General features: G+C 36.5%; 21 protein-coding genes and 1 pseudogene. 7 read left to right on the top strand and 15 right to left on the bottom strand.

Annotated elements, in window-relative coordinates:
- Positions 1–8: 8 nt before the first annotated feature.
- From ACIQYS_RS06050 to ACIQYS_RS06005, 10 genes and pseudogenes are all read right to left on the bottom strand, one after another.
- On the bottom strand, positions 9–242 hold the full coding sequence (locus tag ACIQYS_RS06050) for a transposase domain-containing protein (RefSeq protein ID WP_402976402.1): 234 nt from the start codon (positions 240–242) through the stop codon (positions 9–11).
- A gap of 45 nt (positions 243–287) precedes the next feature.
- Positions 288–779, bottom strand: a pseudogene (locus tag ACIQYS_RS06045) (IS66 family transposase); the annotation flags it as partial.
- 73 nt (positions 780–852) lie between these two features.
- Positions 853–1,164, bottom strand: coding sequence for an IS66 family transposase (locus tag ACIQYS_RS06040; protein ID WP_402976180.1), 312 nt, complete (start codon positions 1,162–1,164; stop codon positions 853–855).
- Positions 1,161–1,436, bottom strand: coding sequence for a hypothetical protein (locus ACIQYS_RS06035; protein WP_402976178.1), 276 nt, complete (start codon positions 1,434–1,436; stop codon positions 1,161–1,163). The genes ACIQYS_RS06040 and ACIQYS_RS06035 overlap by 4 nt, the downstream gene beginning before the upstream one ends.
- 434 nt (positions 1,437–1,870) lie before the next feature.
- Entirely contained in the window at positions 1,871–2,383 is a 513-nt protein-coding gene (locus tag ACIQYS_RS06030; protein WP_402976399.1) for an IS3 family transposase, read from the bottom strand.
- A 126-nt stretch (positions 2,384–2,509) separates the two neighbouring features.
- Positions 2,510–3,283, bottom strand: coding sequence for an IS21-like element helper ATPase IstB (gene istB / locus ACIQYS_RS06025; RefSeq protein ID WP_402976176.1), 774 nt, complete (start codon positions 3,281–3,283; stop codon positions 2,510–2,512).
- A 2-nt stretch (positions 3,284–3,285) separates the two neighbouring features.
- On the bottom strand, positions 3,286–4,515 hold the full coding sequence (locus tag ACIQYS_RS06020) for an IS21 family transposase (RefSeq protein ID WP_402976174.1): 1,230 nt from the start codon (positions 4,513–4,515) through the stop codon (positions 3,286–3,288).
- Between the two features lie 138 nt (positions 4,516–4,653).
- Positions 4,654–4,926: a helix-turn-helix domain-containing protein gene (locus ACIQYS_RS06015; protein ID WP_402976172.1), complete on the bottom strand. Its 273-nt coding sequence runs from the start codon at positions 4,924–4,926 to the stop codon at positions 4,654–4,656.
- Between the two features lie 11 nt (positions 4,927–4,937).
- Positions 4,938–5,255 carry a transposase gene (locus tag ACIQYS_RS06010; protein WP_402976170.1) on the bottom strand — a complete coding sequence of 106 codons (318 nt, stop codon included), beginning with the start codon at positions 5,253–5,255 and terminating at the stop codon, positions 4,938–4,940.
- A 120-nt stretch (positions 5,256–5,375) separates the two neighbouring features.
- Positions 5,376–6,194, bottom strand: a complete 819-nt coding sequence (locus ACIQYS_RS06005; protein WP_402976396.1) for a flagellin N-terminal helical domain-containing protein — start codon at positions 6,192–6,194, stop codon at positions 5,376–5,378.
- Between the two features lie 132 nt (positions 6,195–6,326).
- On the opposite strand from ACIQYS_RS06005, the gene ACIQYS_RS06000 reads away from it, so the two are divergent.
- From ACIQYS_RS06000 to fliT, 4 genes are read left to right on the top strand one after another with little or no spacing between them, the layout of a single operon-like run.
- Positions 6,327–6,707, top strand: a complete 381-nt coding sequence (locus tag ACIQYS_RS06000) for a flagellar protein FlaG (RefSeq protein ID WP_402976168.1) — start codon at positions 6,327–6,329, stop codon at positions 6,705–6,707.
- 12 nt (positions 6,708–6,719) lie between these two features.
- On the top strand, positions 6,720–8,249 hold the full coding sequence (locus tag ACIQYS_RS05995; RefSeq protein ID WP_402976166.1) for a flagellar hook-associated protein 2: 1,530 nt from the start codon (positions 6,720–6,722) through the stop codon (positions 8,247–8,249).
- Between the two features lie 43 nt (positions 8,250–8,292).
- Complete coding sequence (fliS, locus tag ACIQYS_RS05990; protein WP_402976164.1) at positions 8,293–8,691, top strand: flagellar export chaperone FliS; 399 nt, start codon at positions 8,293–8,295, stop codon at positions 8,689–8,691.
- The gene (fliT, locus tag ACIQYS_RS05985; RefSeq protein WP_402976162.1) at positions 8,691–9,050 is read left to right on the top strand and encodes a flagellar protein FliT; all 360 of its coding nucleotides are present in this window, start codon (positions 8,691–8,693) and stop codon (positions 9,048–9,050) included. Before fliS ends, fliT begins: the two co-directional genes overlap by 1 nt.
- 55 nt (positions 9,051–9,105) lie before the next feature.
- Here the strand turns inward: fliT and ACIQYS_RS05980 are convergent, their stop codons facing one another.
- The 5 genes from ACIQYS_RS05980 to ACIQYS_RS05960 all read right to left on the bottom strand — a co-directional run bounded on the left by ACIQYS_RS05980 (position 9,106) and on the right by ACIQYS_RS05960 (position 11,833).
- Positions 9,106–9,558, bottom strand: a complete 453-nt coding sequence (locus ACIQYS_RS05980) for an IS3 family transposase (RefSeq protein ID WP_402976393.1) — start codon at positions 9,556–9,558, stop codon at positions 9,106–9,108.
- A gap of 14 nt (positions 9,559–9,572) precedes the next feature.
- Positions 9,573–9,941: a helix-turn-helix domain-containing protein gene (locus tag ACIQYS_RS05975; RefSeq protein ID WP_402976160.1), complete on the bottom strand. Its 369-nt coding sequence runs from the start codon at positions 9,939–9,941 to the stop codon at positions 9,573–9,575.
- A gap of 191 nt (positions 9,942–10,132) precedes the next feature.
- Entirely contained in the window at positions 10,133–10,270 is a 138-nt protein-coding gene (locus ACIQYS_RS05970; protein WP_402976158.1) for a hypothetical protein, read from the bottom strand.
- 115 nt (positions 10,271–10,385) lie between these two features.
- Positions 10,386–10,949 carry a flagellin gene (locus ACIQYS_RS05965; protein ID WP_402976156.1) on the bottom strand — a complete coding sequence of 188 codons (564 nt, stop codon included), beginning with the start codon at positions 10,947–10,949 and terminating at the stop codon, positions 10,386–10,388.
- A 29-nt stretch (positions 10,950–10,978) separates the two neighbouring features.
- Positions 10,979–11,833 carry a flagellin N-terminal helical domain-containing protein gene (locus tag ACIQYS_RS05960; RefSeq protein ID WP_402976154.1) on the bottom strand — a complete coding sequence of 285 codons (855 nt, stop codon included), beginning with the start codon at positions 11,831–11,833 and terminating at the stop codon, positions 10,979–10,981.
- 345 nt (positions 11,834–12,178) lie between these two features.
- Between ACIQYS_RS05960 and ACIQYS_RS05955 the strand changes: the two genes are divergently transcribed.
- From ACIQYS_RS05955 to ACIQYS_RS05945, 3 genes are all read left to right on the top strand, one after another.
- Positions 12,179–12,943 carry a C40 family peptidase gene (locus ACIQYS_RS05955; RefSeq protein WP_402976151.1) on the top strand — a complete coding sequence of 255 codons (765 nt, stop codon included), beginning with the start codon at positions 12,179–12,181 and terminating at the stop codon, positions 12,941–12,943.
- Between the two features lie 19 nt (positions 12,944–12,962).
- Positions 12,963–14,654 carry a methyl-accepting chemotaxis protein gene (locus ACIQYS_RS05950; protein ID WP_402976147.1) on the top strand — a complete coding sequence of 564 codons (1,692 nt, stop codon included), beginning with the start codon at positions 12,963–12,965 and terminating at the stop codon, positions 14,652–14,654.
- A 145-nt stretch (positions 14,655–14,799) separates the two neighbouring features.
- Complete coding sequence (locus tag ACIQYS_RS05945; protein ID WP_402976145.1) at positions 14,800–16,482, top strand: methyl-accepting chemotaxis protein; 1,683 nt, start codon at positions 14,800–14,802, stop codon at positions 16,480–16,482.
- Positions 16,483–16,715 lie beyond the last annotated feature (233 nt).

The following is a 16,715-nucleotide window of genomic DNA, read 5'->3' as shown; positions in this document are numbered from 1 at the left end:
ATGCCCACCTAGTTTTTCAGGTGGGCATTAGTGTATTCTTTATTTAACTTTAGCGGGGATGCGGCATTCTTTTGAAATGGTCTTTGACCACGGAAGGAACTGATCGAGTCTTCCTGATCATCTAAGTAAATTTTTGGTAAGTGTTCAAAGAGATAGGTTAAATAGTTCAATGGATTTAATTGATTCTCTTTGGCGGTTTCGACAATGCTATAGATGATGGCACTGGTAGTTGCACCCTTCATTGATTGGGCAAATAGCCATGCTTTTCTACCCATCACGGATGGTTTAATGGAGCGCTCTGCTCTGTTATTATCGAGTTCAAGTCGCCCGTCTTCCATAAAGGCAATGAGCTTTGTCCATTGGTTTAAACTATAATTGATGGCGTCACCTAATTTGCTTTTAGGTGGAACTTGAGGACGTTTGGATTTTAGCTATGCTAAATAAGCATCCAACACGGGCTGACTGCGTTTTTGACGTTGTTCTTTCCTTTGTTCTGGGCTACAATTTTCATATTCCTCTTCTATCTGTTTTTTAATTTTAAATAATTGCGTACAGAATTGAAGACCTTCAGCCGCGAGAGTCGTAGATTTTTCTATATTGGTAGGTAACGATTTAAGCATTTCGTCATTTTTTCTTCTAGCATGTGCCCAACAACCAACCAACTCTACGTCCTTCAAATCATGGTATCCCGCATAGCTTCGGGTGCTTACTGTGGCGCAAAGTTTGATAATCATAAAAGCAATCGGCGCTACATCTCGACTAGAACGGTACAACCACATATAGGATTTGAAATTTACTGCTTTTCCGGGTTCTGCTAAAACTTGAACAGTTGTTTACTCTGCGTGCAGACGATCAAGTTGAAGTAGTAACTCGTTCAAGCGATTGTAAAGCGGTGAGAGCCACTTCGTTGCACCATATATTACAGTTGGCAATTGTTTGGCGTGATAGAAAGACACCAAGCCGTTCAAATTGTTTTTCAATTCGGTACAATGGCATCCCTTCTACGTATTTTTGATTCATTATATATGCCATTGAAGAAGGCGAAGCGAGACTTTTTGGAAAAACTGCCGCAGGCATTTTAGCTGTAATAATTGGCGTTTCTATACCTTCCTTTTCACATTGACGGCAACTGTAAATATGTTGAACATGTTCAATGACTGTCACTTGAGCGGAAACGATTTATAATTCGCGTCTTGTTTCTGTCTCATTTGATGAACGGTTTCACCGCAACACAAACAAACCTGTGCTTCATTGGATAAACGATAATGGATCGTTTCCGTAGGCAAGTTTTCAAGTTTAGCATTTCGTTGTCCGACATACTTTTTTCGTTGGTAAGTAATCGATTCAAGTGTGGGTTCTTCGACCTTTTCATTCACTGATAGTTCAGCTTCATTAAAAAAGGAGAAGTTCGAGTTGATTTGGATTTGATTTTTCACTGGGAGCCCCAGATTTCTTGTTGGCTAAGTCGGAACTGTTCTTCCAACCATTTAATTTTTGCCTCTAGGACTTCTTTTTGTTTTTCTAATCCGCATTTTTCGCTGCGAGTTCTTCAATTGTTTCTTGTAGTTGAGTCGTATTTTTTTCCATGAGATTAAAGTACCATAAAAAGAGAAGACATGGGATGTCAACTCTCTCTATATGAGAACGCATTTGATGGTTGGGATCAAACAAATCCAGATTATCGAGTAAAAGCGTAAAAAATATTAGTATTTATTATAGATATTTGGAGTCATTTATTTCAGTTTCAAAGTTCGTAATAATAAAAAACCGTTTTGACTTTACAATTAGGCAGGACTATTTTTAGAAAAATAAAAACACCAGTCCACTAATGAACTGACCTAGCGATATGAGACACATATAAAACACCTATTTAGGCTGCCGCAATGCCAAATTCTTTTGGCGTTAGGTAGCCTAATTTTTCTTGGATACGCTCTTCATTGTAATGATGAATATACTCATGAATTCTTTGCACAACACTGACGTTGCTTAATGAATTAAACTTGGTTAAATCAAATTCTTCTGCTTTTAAACTAGAATGAAAGGATTCAATAACCGCATTATCCCAACAGTTTCCACGTCTGGACATACTACGAACTAAATGATTTCCCTTTAAGGCATCTTGATACGCATACGATGTATAGACACTTCCTTGATCAGAATGGACAATTACTCCTTGGGGATTCCCGCGAGCTATTAACGCATCACGCAACGTATCCATGACTAAGGGAGTCTGTTGATGGTTATAAAGCTTATAAGTGACAATTTCATTGTTATACAAATCCATGATCGTCGAAAGATATAAAGTGACACTACCATATTGAATATATGTAATATCTGTTACCCACTTTTCGTTCGGTTTACTAGCTGTAAAGTTACGATCAATACATTAGGGGCAATTACTACTGACTCACCTTGAGATTTCCATTTTCTTTTTTGTTTTACTTTGCATTGTAACCGTCAAGTAGAATTAAACAGTTTTTCACAAATAAGTTTCAACAGTTTTCACCAATTAAGATTCAACAGTTAGATTTTGAAACAAAGCCTTTCTATATTTCATTCGAATACTATCAGCCTCCTTATCAAAGGTGATAATTTCACTACGATGGAGTAATCGATCTAATATTGCGGTTGTGAGAGTGGGGTCTCCTAAAAACTTTTCCCACTCTCCTGGTCCTTTATTTGAAGTTAAAATAAATGCTGCTTTATCGTATAAATCATAGATAAACTGAAAGAATAAGTTAGCTTCCTGAGCTTCATACGCCATGTACATCACATCATCTATAATAATTAAATCAGATGTGGCGATACGCTTATAACGTGTCTTTGACTTACTGGTATATTCTTTTGTTTTTAAGATATACATGAGCTGGCTCATGGAGATGAAGGATACTTGATATCCTTTTTCTACCGCATGTATTCCTAAGGCTATTGACAGATGCGTTTTACCCGCGCCCGTCGGGCCCATCATTATTAAAGTGAAATACTCCTCAATCCAATTCAACTCTTTCAATACATTGAGTTGCTTTTCTCCAATTGCCGATTGTTCTTTCAAATCATATTCTTCAAATGTCAGCTTCTCAGGAAACTCAGCCCATTTCATCAATCTTTCGTTGTTCTTTTGCTCCCTACAACTCATTTCGTAGCTTAAAATTTCATGAATGAATTCATGGTAAGTCCAGTTTTTGGCTTCGGCTTCTCGCATTAAGTTTGGTAATTCTTTGGCCGTCTCAGCGAGACGTAAGGCTCGACATTTGTCTTGTAGGATTTCAAATGGATGTGTCATAATTAACTTCTCCCTCCAGATAAGATTTTTAAATAAATATCTTGGGATCGTTCTGGCGCAATCAAATCTCTGTATTTTGGATTCGGTTGGATCGCTGCTGGGGAGTCTTTTTGACTTCGTATTGACAGTGAATGTGCAATATCGCGAAAATCATTTGCACTTGTCATTTTAAGCTTTCTTATTTCTTTTAGTGCCTGTTCACAATGATTCGGATAAGTCTTTATCGTTTGTAGAAGTACTTTTAATTGGTCATTTAAATGGCGAGGGTATCGCTCCTTTAATGCTTCTATTAACCACTGAATATTTTCCCTTTCCAGAAATACATCCTCGAGCTGTTGGATTAATAATTCTCGTTTTGATGTACTTGTCTCTCGATGAACAGGGTCGGAAATAACCAGACCTCTTTCACTCGAAATTCTATGTTTTGCTAATATGGAGCCAGTTTGCTTCAATCGAATGATTAACCATCCCTCATCCTCTTGAACGTATGCTATATTTGGTGCGTCTGATCTGAATGTACCTTTTGGTACACTATAACGATTTCCGTTGTAACGTATGACGTTGTCCTTTTGAATACTTCTTGTTATACTAGATACGAGGATCAGATCACCTGCATTCTCACTTACCGCCAGTAAAGCATCTTGGTCATAAACGATTTCTTCGGGCATTCCCTCAAAATAATGAAATGCGTTCTCATGCATTCGTATAACATCTGCTGTCCGAAATGGGCGTTCTAACCACTCTACATATTTAAACCTTGAATGTGAAAGTATAACAGCAATGAAGTATAGCCGCTTATTTTGACCATCTATATTCTTCACAATGGTTTGACCAAAGTCGACTTGAGCTTGTTTCCCCATTGGAAGCTCTGGCACAGTAGCATATGTACGTTGAGTTATTACTTTTGGAATTTGATAGCGATCCCTCATTTCATTCAGGTAATTACGAACTGTATTTTCTGCAACCTCTTTAAAGTTGAATTTTTCCTCCAACCAATCATAAATTTGTGCCGCTGATAAATCAGGATGTTCACGTAACCATTCAAGTATTTGATCTTGAAATCGATCTAATTTCTTCTCTCTAGTTCGTAAAGAACTAAGAAGCTCTTCAAATTCTTCCGTTGTCATATTCAAATAATCAATAACCATATTCCGTGATACTTTTAATTTTTTAGCAATTGCACTTTTTGAGAATCCCTCATTATATAATCGATGGATTTCGACATAATTCATGAATCTGTTCACTCCTAATTCCTCACCTGCAATAGACTACTATTAGTATATTGAAAGTGAATAGATTATTGGGGAACTGTTTAATCTTATTTGTGGAATTCTGTTGATTTCTAGTTGTGGAAAACTGTTAACTCTAGTTTAGCGTTTACAGCATTGAAGATGAAACTTTTGCATGGTTTTCTGAACGGTATTCCGGTCTAATTTAATTCCATAATCTCTTTTCAATAACGCCTTTATTTTACGATGACCATTGCGGTATTTCGTTTTCTTACATAGGTCGATGATTGCTTCTTCTGCTAAAGTTAGAACCTTCTCAACACCTTCAGCTAACCAACGATAAAAGTTAGAACGGGGTACTTCCAAAGCTGATAAAATGGCACTTACTGTATACTTTTTCCGAAATTTATCCACGATTTGGAGAACTACTTGTTTTTCAACTCCTTTACCATTTCCAAATACTTTTTTAGAATCTCATTCTCCATTTGTAAATGGTTCATCTGCATATCTTTCTTCTCTTCTTCACTCTTAAAATCAGGTCCATGCCCAAACGTATATTGTTTCCCAATCGGTTGGTCAAAACGATGAATTTCATTCGCTCTATACCATCTCATCCATGTTTCAATTTGAGATTTATTCTTAATTCCGTATTTCTCCATAATTTCTTTCGTCGTTAACTGACCAATCATTTTTTCTTTCACGACTGCCCATTTAATCTCACTTGTATACACGTTTTTGCCCATGCAAAAACACCTCCGATTTAAGTACTTGTTTTAAGTGTACCATTACCGAAGGTGTTTTATATTGTCTCACTATTTTAGGTTAGTCCACTAAGGCCTTTTAGTAAACTGGTGTTTTATATATTACTGAAACAACTTCAGTACATCACTAACATTCTGATTCGTCTGCTTTATCAGCAACTCATCACCTTTCTGACGAATACCTTGCTTCACAAACTCCATCATTTCAACCGCCATATCAGGATCACGAATAAGGGATTCTGATTTTTGAAGGCTAATTTCAATATTAGAAACATTATCTTTATGGTGTGATAATGCTTCATAATCGGAACCGGTATTTGCTAAATGTTTGGAGATAATTAATTGGGCATTATCTACCTTTGTAATAAGGTCTTCGGCTTCTTCTCTAGTGGATAGTTTAGCAATCTCAATTCCTAGAGAGGCAGTGCTCACATTAACAGTATCGATTCGAAGCGTTTGTCCAGCGTTTGCTCCTACATGTATGTATAGTGGTCGCACGTCACCTAGAACATTTTGCGTGTTAAATTCCATTTTATCCGCTGTGTCATCGATGGATTGTAATAACTGATCTAATTCTTTTTGTGCTGCTTCGCGATCTTCATTTGTAACTGTGTCTGTTGAAGTTTGAACCGCTAGTTCACGAACTCGTTGTAGAACGCCGCTCACATGTTGGAGACCCGCATCTGTAGTTTCTAAAACGGATAGTCCATCCTGCATGTTTTGCTGTGCCCGAGCGAGTCCACGAATTTGTCCGCGCATTGTTTCTGAAATAGATAATCCGGCTGCATTATCTGCTGCACGAGTTAACTTGTCTCCACCAGAAAGTTTTTCAAGTGTTTTTGTAATTGCTGACTCATTTTTTTGATATCGATTCGTAGAAAAGGCTATCCATGCCTGGTTTTGTATTTTCAATTCATTCACCTCCATGTGAATATTTTCGCTTACATTTTTATTATCGACCGATTAGATGAAAATTTTGCTAGAAACTGAAAACTTCTAAAAAAATGCCGATAGTGTTAGTAAGGACATTGTGAGAATAGGGGGATGCCTAAGATGCGTATTTCGACTCAGGCACAATCAAATGATATTGCAGTTGCTTCTCAGCCAAGAAAAGAAGCAGTTGAAGAAGTAGCAAACGCAAGTATGACAGAGAATTCTCTAAATCAAATAATGCAAGCTGAACAACAAGCAAATATAACTGAAGCTATTCCTAAAGAAAAAGTACAAAAAGCAGTAGACGCTTTAAATGAATTTATGACGGTTCAAAATAGAAATTCTAAATTTATCATGCACGATGGTTTGGAGCGTTATTATGTGGAAGTTGTAGATGCAGAAACAGAAGAGGTTATTCGTGAGGTACCGCCACGTAAATTATTAGATGCTTTTTACACTATGCAAAAGTTTTTAGGAATGATTATAGACGAAAAAATCTAGGAGGTAATATAGATGGCAGGATTAAGAGTAGGTGGATTGGCATCTGGTATGGATATCGATTCCATCGTTGCAGATTTGATGAAAGCTGAGCGAATTCCGCTTGATAAATTAACAGCAAAGAAAACAACATACGAATGGCAGCGCGATGCATTTCGTTCGGTGAATACGAAGTTAAAAACTTTTGATGATTACTTATTTAATAATTTTTCTTTGTCTAGTAATTTTAATAAAAAGACAGTATCAAATACCAATTCAGATTTACTGAGTGCTACTGCAAACTCAAGCGCGACAGGTACTTTATCTATTGAAAAAGTTACACAATTGGCTACTGCTGCAAGAGCTGTTGGTAGTGAAGTTAAAACAACAGCTAATACTACTGCCACGGGTAGTTCGAAAATGAGTGAACTTGGAATAGCTGCTGATACTTCTATTTCACTGAAATCTATTAAAGCTGACGGTACTATGTCGGATGCTGTAAAAATTGATATCAAATCGACTGATACGATTGACCAAGTAGTATCTCGAATTAATAGTAGTAATGCAGGTGTTACAGCTTTATTTGAAGGCGGTAAGATTTCTATCACTGCTAAAAACACAGGTGATAACAAAGATGGTGCAGAAATTCAAGTTACAGAGGATACAAATGGTGTGTTTGCAAAACTGGGGGTTAATTTCAATAACTTAACTGCTGGTCAAAATGCAAAATTTAGTGTAAATGGGCTTGAAACAGAACGTCCTTCCAATACTTTCGCAATTTCAGGATACAGTGTTACACTTAAATCAACATTTAATATAGATAGCAATAGCAATACCGTTGCACCTGTTCAATTAAAAGCAGATACAGACATCGATTCGATGGTGGACAAAGTAAAAGAATTCGTTGAAAAATATAACGAACTAATCTCTGGTATGAATGATTCGTTAAAAGAAAAGAAATACCGAGATTTTCCCCCTTTAACAGATGAACAGCGTAAAGATATGTCTGAAAAAGAGCAAGAACTTTGGGATGAAAAAGCGAAAAGTGGTCTGCTGAAAAATGATGCGATTATTAGTAGTGGCCTTGGGCATATGCGGAATGCTATTTATGGCAAAGTCGGTAACGGAGCTAACATCATTGACACATTAGCTGAAATGGGGATTACTACATCCAGCATTTATTCAGATGGTGGTAAATTAGTAATTGATGAAGATAAATTGAAAAAAGCTTTAACTGAAAATCCAGATCAAGTCGTAAAAACGTTAACTAATTCGGGAACTAAAACCACTGGGGAAGACACTCGTGGTATAGTACAAAGACTTCGTGATTCTATCAAAGATTTTACTGGAAAAATTGAAAAGAAAGCCGGAAAAGCGACTTTTACTGATCAACAATATACAATTGGTAAAAGTTTAATAGATATGAATAATCGTATAACCAATTTCCAACGACGTCTAGAGGATATAGAATCTCGCTATTGGAGACAATTTACTGCCATGGAAAAAGCAATCTCTCAAGCTAACCAGCAGTCCTCATTCTTAATGGGACAATTTAATGGCGGTTAATGATTAGTTTATTTGGATTTAATAAAGAAGGAGTTGTATCAGATTGTCAGCACAATCGGTCCACCAAGCATATAAAAATAATAGTGTGAGTACAGCATCGCCTGGGGAATTAACGTTAATGCTTTATAATGGATGTTTGAAATTTTTAGGAAAAGCAAAAATCGCGATCACCGATAAAAACATTCAAGAAAAGAACGTTAATCTACAAAAGGCCCAGAAAATTATTCAAGAACTTATGGTCACACTTAACATGAATATTGAAATTTCTAAATCTATGATGCAAATGTATGAGTATATGAATCATCGTCTAATAGAAGCTAATATACAAAACGATGTAAAAATCATTGAAGAAGTAGAAAGCTACGCGCTTGAATTTCGAGATACATGGAAACAAGTCATTCAGCTTAATCGCCAAAAGCAATTCACTGGAGATCAAGCATAATGGGAGAAGTAGAGAACTTCCTCACTGCTTCTGAAAAACTTTATAACCATCTGATCAATACCCCGACAGAAGATAAGCGAGATGAATTTATTGAACAAATAAATATACTATTAGATGTTAGAGAACAATGTATCGAAGAAATAAATGTTAAGTCACCATTGAGTTTAAAGGAATATGATTTATATGAAACTCTTTTAAAGTTGGATCAAGGTATAATAAAAGAATTAGAAAAAGTTATGACTTTAATAAAAACCGATATTAAGTCACTTCAACAGAAGAAACGACATGAGAGTTCCTATACGAATCCTTATGCTGCAACCCAAACGATGGATGGTATGTATTTTGACAATAAGAAATGAAAAACACCGACTTTTGAACTGACCTAGCGATATGAGACACATATAAAACACCTATTTAGGCTGCCGCAATGCCAAATTCTTTTGGCGTTAGGTAGCCTAATTTTTCTTGGATACGCTCTCCATTGTAATGACGAATATACTCATGAATTCTTTGCACAACACTGACGTTGCTTAATGAATTAAACTTGGTTAAATCAAATTCTTCTGCTTTTAAACTAGAATGAAAGGATTCAATAACCGCATTATCCCAACAGTTTCCACGTCTGGACATACTACGAACTAAATGATTTCCCTTTAAGGCATCTTGATACGCATACGATGTATAGACACTTCCTTGATCAGAATGGACAATTACTCCTTGGGGATTCCCGCGAGCTATTAACGCATCACGCAACGTATCCATGACTAAGGGAGTCTGTTGATGGTTATAAAGCTTATAAGTGACAATTTCATTGTTATACAAATCCATAATCGTCGAAAGATATAAAGTGACACTACCATATTGAATATATGTAATATCTGTTACCCACTTTTCGTTCGGTTTACTAGCTGTAAAGTTACGATCAATACATTAGGGGCAATTACTACTGACTCACCTTGAGATGTCCATTTTCTTTTTTGCTTTACTTTGCATTGAAGATGAAACTTTTGCATGGTTTTCTGAACGGTATTCCGGTCTAATTTAATTCCATAATCTCTTTTCAATAACGCCTTTATTTTACGATGACCATTGCGGTATTTCGTTTTCTTACATAGGTCGATGATTGCTTCTTCTGCTAAAGTTAGAACCTTCTCAACACCTTCAGCTAACCAACGATAAAAGTTAGAACGGGGTACTTCCAAAGCTGATAAAATGGCACTTACTGTATACTTTTTCCGAAATTTATCCACGATTTGGAGAACTACTTGTTTTTCAACTCCTTTACCATTTCCAAATACTTTTTTAGAATCTCATTCTCCATTTGTAAATGGTTCATCTGCGTATCTTTCTTCTCTTCTTCACTCTTAAAATCAGGTCCATGCCCAAACGTATATTGTTTCCCAATCGGTTGGTCAAAACGATGAATTTCATTCGCTCTATACTATCTCATCCATGTTTCAATTTGAGATTTATTCTTAATTCCGTATTTCTCCATAATTTCTTTCATCGTTAACTGACCAATCATTTTTTCTTTCACGACTGCCCATTTAATCTCACTTGTATACACGTTTTTGCCCATGCAAAAACACCTCCGATTTAAGTACTTGTTTTAAGTGTACCATTACCGAAGGTGTTTTATATTGTCTCACTATTTTAGGTTAGTCCATTTCTCCTCAATGAAAGTCGGTGTTTTATTATGCTAATAACTGTAATACTCCCTGTGGCTGTTGATTTGCTTGTAAAAGCATAGATTGTGCGGCCTGCATAAGAATATTGGATTTGGTGAATTCCATCATCTCTTTAGCCATGTCTGTATCACGAATTATTGACTCTGCAGCTCGGAGATTTTCAGAGGTATTCATGGTCATCTCATATGCATGCTCTAATTGATTTTGTATTGCTCCTAGTTTGGAACGTTCTGTTGAAAGGGTTTTAATCCCATTATCAAATGAAGAAATGGCAGAGTTAGCATTCATATTAGATGTTATATTTACTGAACCGACACGACACCGAGCGAATCTGCTGTAATGAGATAAATTCAGTTTTACATTTTGGTTACTATTTGCGCTAACCTGTATAATTACTTCACCATCGAAGTAGTCAACCTCTTCATTATACAAATAGTTAAAAAGTAGATTAGTAGAGTCATTAATTTCATTTGCATTGTTAGCAAGGATTGAATTGATACTACTACCTAAAATACTACCTTGACCTGCTAGACCTAATGTCATTGAATTGATGAAACTAGACCCGTTCAAGCGGAAATCAGCTTCAAAGGATGCGAGATCTATACTATTTCCTGTAACATTTTCAATGATTGGTTTAAATTTTTTGTACTTTGAAGATCTGTCATTAAAGATTTCATATTGGTACCATTATCGGCAAGCGTCTTATCTAAATATTTTGTAGCGGCATAGCTGGCGGAATAGAAATCAGAACCACTAGAATGTAATTGATTTACCACATTCTGAGGATTACCAAGTCTACTTAAACTAGATTGAAGTCTTTCATCTCCACCGGCTAAATACTCTGCAGTTCCTTCCATAAACCAACTGGGAACACCATTTCCAAAGCCGATTTGAGGTGTAAACATAGCTGCATGGACCATTTCATGTGCAATGATCCGATCTTGAGAAATCCATAAATCATTTTTTAAGTCATCTTGGTCAATAGTAAGGGATAAGCCTACATCAATTCCATTTGTGCTACCGGTAACCCAAGCAACTCGTCCTCCTTGTCCATCGTATGTAAATTGAAAAGTTACATCTTGTATGGATGGAGTAGCGAGTCCATATCCTTGGAGTACCACTTGCTCAGCATTTTCTAGCATATAATTGAAAAGTTTTTCGGCAGTCTCCTCAATTGTATATTTAGTTGGTACTGCAACTCCGGAACCAAGCGTACCCCCACCTATTAACACTTTTAATGTATTAAATTCTGTACGATTGGAAATACCATTAATCTCATATATTATTTGGTTAACTTCGGATTGTAGTTGGATTCGATCCTCATTTGTATTCGTATCATTTGAAGCTTGTACGGATAATTCACGTCCACGTTGTAAAAGAGAATGAATTTCATTCATAGCACCTTCCTCTGTTTGAATAAGTGAAATCCCATTTTGTATATTCTTTCCAGCCATATTTAATCCGCTAATTTGACCACGCATCTTCTCGAAATAGCAAGTCCTGCGGCATCATCGCCAGTACGATTGATTTTAAGAGTTTATTTCGCGCTGTTTGTTTAGTTTATTAGCTGTATTTAGTGCAGCGATATTATGTCGAATTCTCAAGTTTTTCACCTTCTATAAATAAACTAAGTAAACAATATTTTTTATTATTATCGGATGAAAGTGAAAAAAATTAATACATAGAAGTAAAAATTCATAAATTCTATTTCCCAGGCAATAAATTCACAAAATTAATAGTGTGAAAATATCAAATAAATGCTATAGTAAAATTACTAGTCTAATAGAAGGAGTGTTTATATGTTTAAAAAGGTGCTATTAGTAACAGTTTTATTGTTTTCATTCGTATCAACCGCAGCTGCAAGCACGAGTGCCTTGTACGAAGTAAAAAAAGGGGATACTTTATCGAAGATTGCAAAAGCATATAAAGTTTCCGTGAAAGATCTGCAAACGTGGAATAAGCTCACAAAGGATAATATTTATGTGAAGCAGAAGTTGGTTGTACAAAAACCAGCAACAGCGACAACACCTACGAGAGTAACACAACCTGTAGCAACAACAAAACCTGCTACACAGGAAAAAATAGAAAAAGTTGTGCAAACAGTGCAAGTGAAGGCAGAAACACTCATAACTTCTCCTGCACCTGTAGAACTAGAAGCGAGAGCCCTTTCAGCAAGCGGACAAGCTGTTTACAGTACGCTAGTAGATCTTGCGAAACTATTAGAAGGTACGCCGTATTTATATGCAGGAAATACGATAGCTGGTTTTGATTGTAGTGGATTTATTCATTTTGTACATATGCAAGCTGGTTTGAATATGACGCGTCAAAGTAGTGAAAGTTATTTTACACAAAGTGCTACTGTTTCTAATCCGGTTATTGGAGATTTAGTATTTTTCGAGAATACATATAAAGAAGGCATTTCTCATATGGGGATTTACATAGGTGATGATCAATTTATCCATGCAGGATCAAAAGGTGTGGAAATCGCTAGTTTGGATTCTGTTTATTGGAAAGAACATTTTGTGTCGTTTAAACGATTTCATGCAGTGAGTGTGGAAAAATAATAAAGTGAGAAGGTTTATTATGAAAATTACGATTGCGAAGAAAATGTGGCTAGGTTTTTCAGCAGTATTACTATTATTAATCGTATCTTCCGTTGTCGCATTTATGACACTTTCGAATAATAGTGATAAGTATCGGTTTTTGTTGGATGATCGAGTTGTAAAGCTTGATCTATTGAAACAAATTGAGATTGCCCAAAAAGACGCGGGACGTAGTTTATTAGATTATTTATTGCTCAATACAGATACTTCACGTCAAAGTGTAAGTGCTAATCTGGAATTGGAAAGTAGCTTAAGAGAAGAGTTGCATAGTAAATTATTCTCTCCAGAAACATTAGCGATAATGGAAAACCTAAATAGAAAAAGTGTAGTTTATCAAGCGAAGGTGGAAGAGGTAATTGCTGCTAAACAGGGTAAAGATACATCTGTTAATAAACTTACTTCTGAAGCAAAAACAATGAATGTGGATATGCTAAAAATCTTACAAGATATAGAGCAATTTCTAATAAATGATATGGAAAAGACAAGAGCGGAAGTTAATCATGCCGAAGCTAATGCAAAATTGCTTATTTTAATAATAGAGGTAGCAAGTATTCTTCTAGGATTAGCTGTAGCGTATTTTATCAGTAAAAGTATTGCAAATCCAGTTAAAAAGGTTACTGCAGGGCTATCAGAAATAGCTGCGGGGAACTTAGCGGTTGAGCCTCTTCGTATTAAAAATAAAGATGAGGTTGGGGCAATGGCAACTGCGTTTAATACGATGTCAGCGGATCTCAAACAGATTGTTTCTGGCGTACGTGAGTCCTCCATGCAGCTTGCAGCGAATGCGGAAGAACTTTCTGCTAGTTCAGAGGAAAGCCTTGCTTCTTCTCAAATGGTAGCTAAATCTGCGGAAGAGCAAATGGCTACTAGTGAACAACAAGTTCGTCATATGGACGCTTCTGTGAATTCGATGGGTGAACTTTCGCAAGGAATCGAGCAAATTTCTGTTGATAATGAAGAAATGTTACATGCTGCGGACGATGTAACGAAACTCGTGAAAAAAGGTTCGACTGTTGTGTCGGATGTTGCAGGTCAAATGAATACGATTCATACAACATTTAAAGATACAACGGCTATTATGCAAAATATGGCGAAGCATTCAGACGAAATTCAAGCGGTTACTGCCCTCATTACGGATATTTCGGAGCAAACGAATTTGCTTGCGTTAAATGCGGCAATTGAAGCAGCACGAGCTGGAGAGTATGGGAAAGGTTTCGCTGTTGTAGCAGAAGAAGTACGGAAACTTGCAGAGCAATCGAAAAACTCCGCATCTGAGATTGAAAAAATGGTACAAATGATACAAACAGCTTCAGGTGATGCAGTAAAAGCGATCACGGTCGGTGGCGATAAAGTAGAAGCTGGTTTGGCGAAAACGACTGAATCGCTTCATGTCTTTACGGAAATCGAATCAGCAGTGGGGGTCGTAGGTTCCAAAATTGAATCTGTTTCTGCAGCAATTGAACAAATTCAAGCGATGGCTGAATCTGTTTCTGAAGGTGCGCTTGAAGTGCAACGGTTAGCTACTCATACTGCAGCTGGTGCAAATGATACTAGTGCCGCTACCGAAGAACAGCTTGCTGCAAATGAAGAAATTACATCCAATGCTCAGGTCTTAGCAGATCTTGCTGAAAAGCTTCAAAACAATGTAAGTCATTTTAAACTTTCTAAATGACCTAATTAAGGCTTTGAATCGTTCTATGCGATTTAAAGCTATTTTTATGTATATAATGTGACAAAATACCTTTCGAAATGTATAATTAAATAGCTACTATAGAATTATCGAATTTAAGAAATTATTAGGAAAAAGGAGCTATAACATGAAATTTACAATTAGTAGGAAAATGTGGGCTGGATTTGCATCCGTATTAATTTTATTAATACTTGCAAGTGGTTTATCTATTTTTGCAACAGCTGACATTGCAAATAAATACAAATCCATCATTGAAGATGACATCGAAAATGTGAATCTTGTTACAGAGATTGAGATTATTCAAAAAGATATGTCAACCGCGGTATTAGAATATGTAATGTTCGGAAAAGAAAGCTCGATTGACAAATTAGAAAGTGAAATAGAAAGAGGTTCCGTTTCCGCAAAAGCCCTTATCGAAAAAATATCTGATCCAGCGTCTTTAAAGTTAATGGAAGACCTTCGAACGCAAACTGTAAAACTATTTGAATCAAATAATAAAGTAATCGAAGTGAAACGAAAAAATGGGAACTTTGCTCAATACTCTGCCGCATCTTATGCGCTTAACACAGAAATTCTAGGTATTTTAGCGGAATTAAAAGATGTACAACAGCAGAATGCGAATCAGACAAAAACAGATTTAGATGCTTATGTACACCTAGCAAATATTGTTACTATTATCCTGACTATATTAAGTGTAATTATTGGTGTGCTTGTTTCTTATTTTATAAGTAAAAGTATTTCCAAACCAATTCAAAAAATGACTGCTGGTCTTACAGAAATTGCAGATGGTAACTTAGCAGTGAAATTAATTAAGATTAAAAACAAAGATGAAGTAGGCGCAATGGCAACTGCTTTTAATAAGATGGCTTCAGATCTTCGAAATATTGTCTCGAATGTGCGAGACTCTTCCATGCAACTTGCTGCGAATGCGGAAGAACTTTCTGCGAGTTCTGAGGAAAGTTTAGCATCTACTCAAATGGTCGCAAAATCAGCAGAAGGTCAAATGCTCGCAAGTGAAGAACAAATGAGACATATGGAATCTTCTGTGAAATCTATCGTAGAACTACAACAAGGTATCGGACAAATTTCGCAAAACAACGAAGAGATGCTGCAATCTACGGATGGTGTGCAAAACCTTATAACTAAGGGATCGTCAGTTGTATCGGACGTTGCAAGCCAAATGGATACAATACATACGACGTTTAATGAAACAACCGAAATTATGAAAAGTATGGCGAAGCATTCCGATGAAATCCAATCCATCACGTCACTTATTACCGATATTTCGGAGCAAACGAATTTACTTGCCTTAAATGCGGCAATTGAAGCAGCGCGTGCTGGAGAATACGGAAAAGGCTTCGCAGTAGTAGCAGAAGAAGTGCGTAAACTGGCGGAGCAATCGAAAAACTCTGCGTCCGAAATTGGATCGATGGTTCAATTAATCCAATCTGCATCCGGTGAGGCTGTGAAAGCCATTTCGGCTGGTGGAGCAAAAGTAGAAGAAGGTCTATCGAAAACAACGGAGTCCATCCAAGTGTTCAAAGAAATTGAAAATGGTGTGGGCGAAGTAGTATTTAAGGTGGAATCTGTTTCCGCTGCAATTGAGCAAATTCATGCGATGACTGATTCTGTAACAGAAAGTGTCCAACAAGTTCAAAATCTAGCTTCTATCGCTACAGACGGTGCTAACGACACAAGTGCAGCTACTGAAGAACAACTTGCGGCTAATGAAGAAATTACGGCCAATGCGCAAACTCTAGCAGATTTAGCAGAAACACTCCAATCAGAAGTAAGTCATTTTAAAATTTAATAGATAGTGTAGAAGCGACTCCAATTTCTGAAACAGGAATTGGAGTCTTTTTATTTTTGGGGGGTAGGGAATTTGCGATTTAGAGAGGGTATTTTGCAATTCTAGATTACGATCTTGCAATTCAGAGAGTATAGCTTGCGATTCATGATAAAAGTTAGAGTCTCAAAAATGTTTTGATAATGGGTTGCTACCTTGCAATTCTCGTCTCTTAGAAGATCCAAGGTTTCCACACA

The sequence above is a fragment of the Psychrobacillus sp. NPDC096426 genome (genome assembly GCF_044762745.1).
Classification (GTDB): Bacteria; Bacillota; Bacilli; order Bacillales_A; family Planococcaceae; genus Psychrobacillus.
This window is presented reverse-complemented; position numbering and strand designations above follow the sequence as displayed.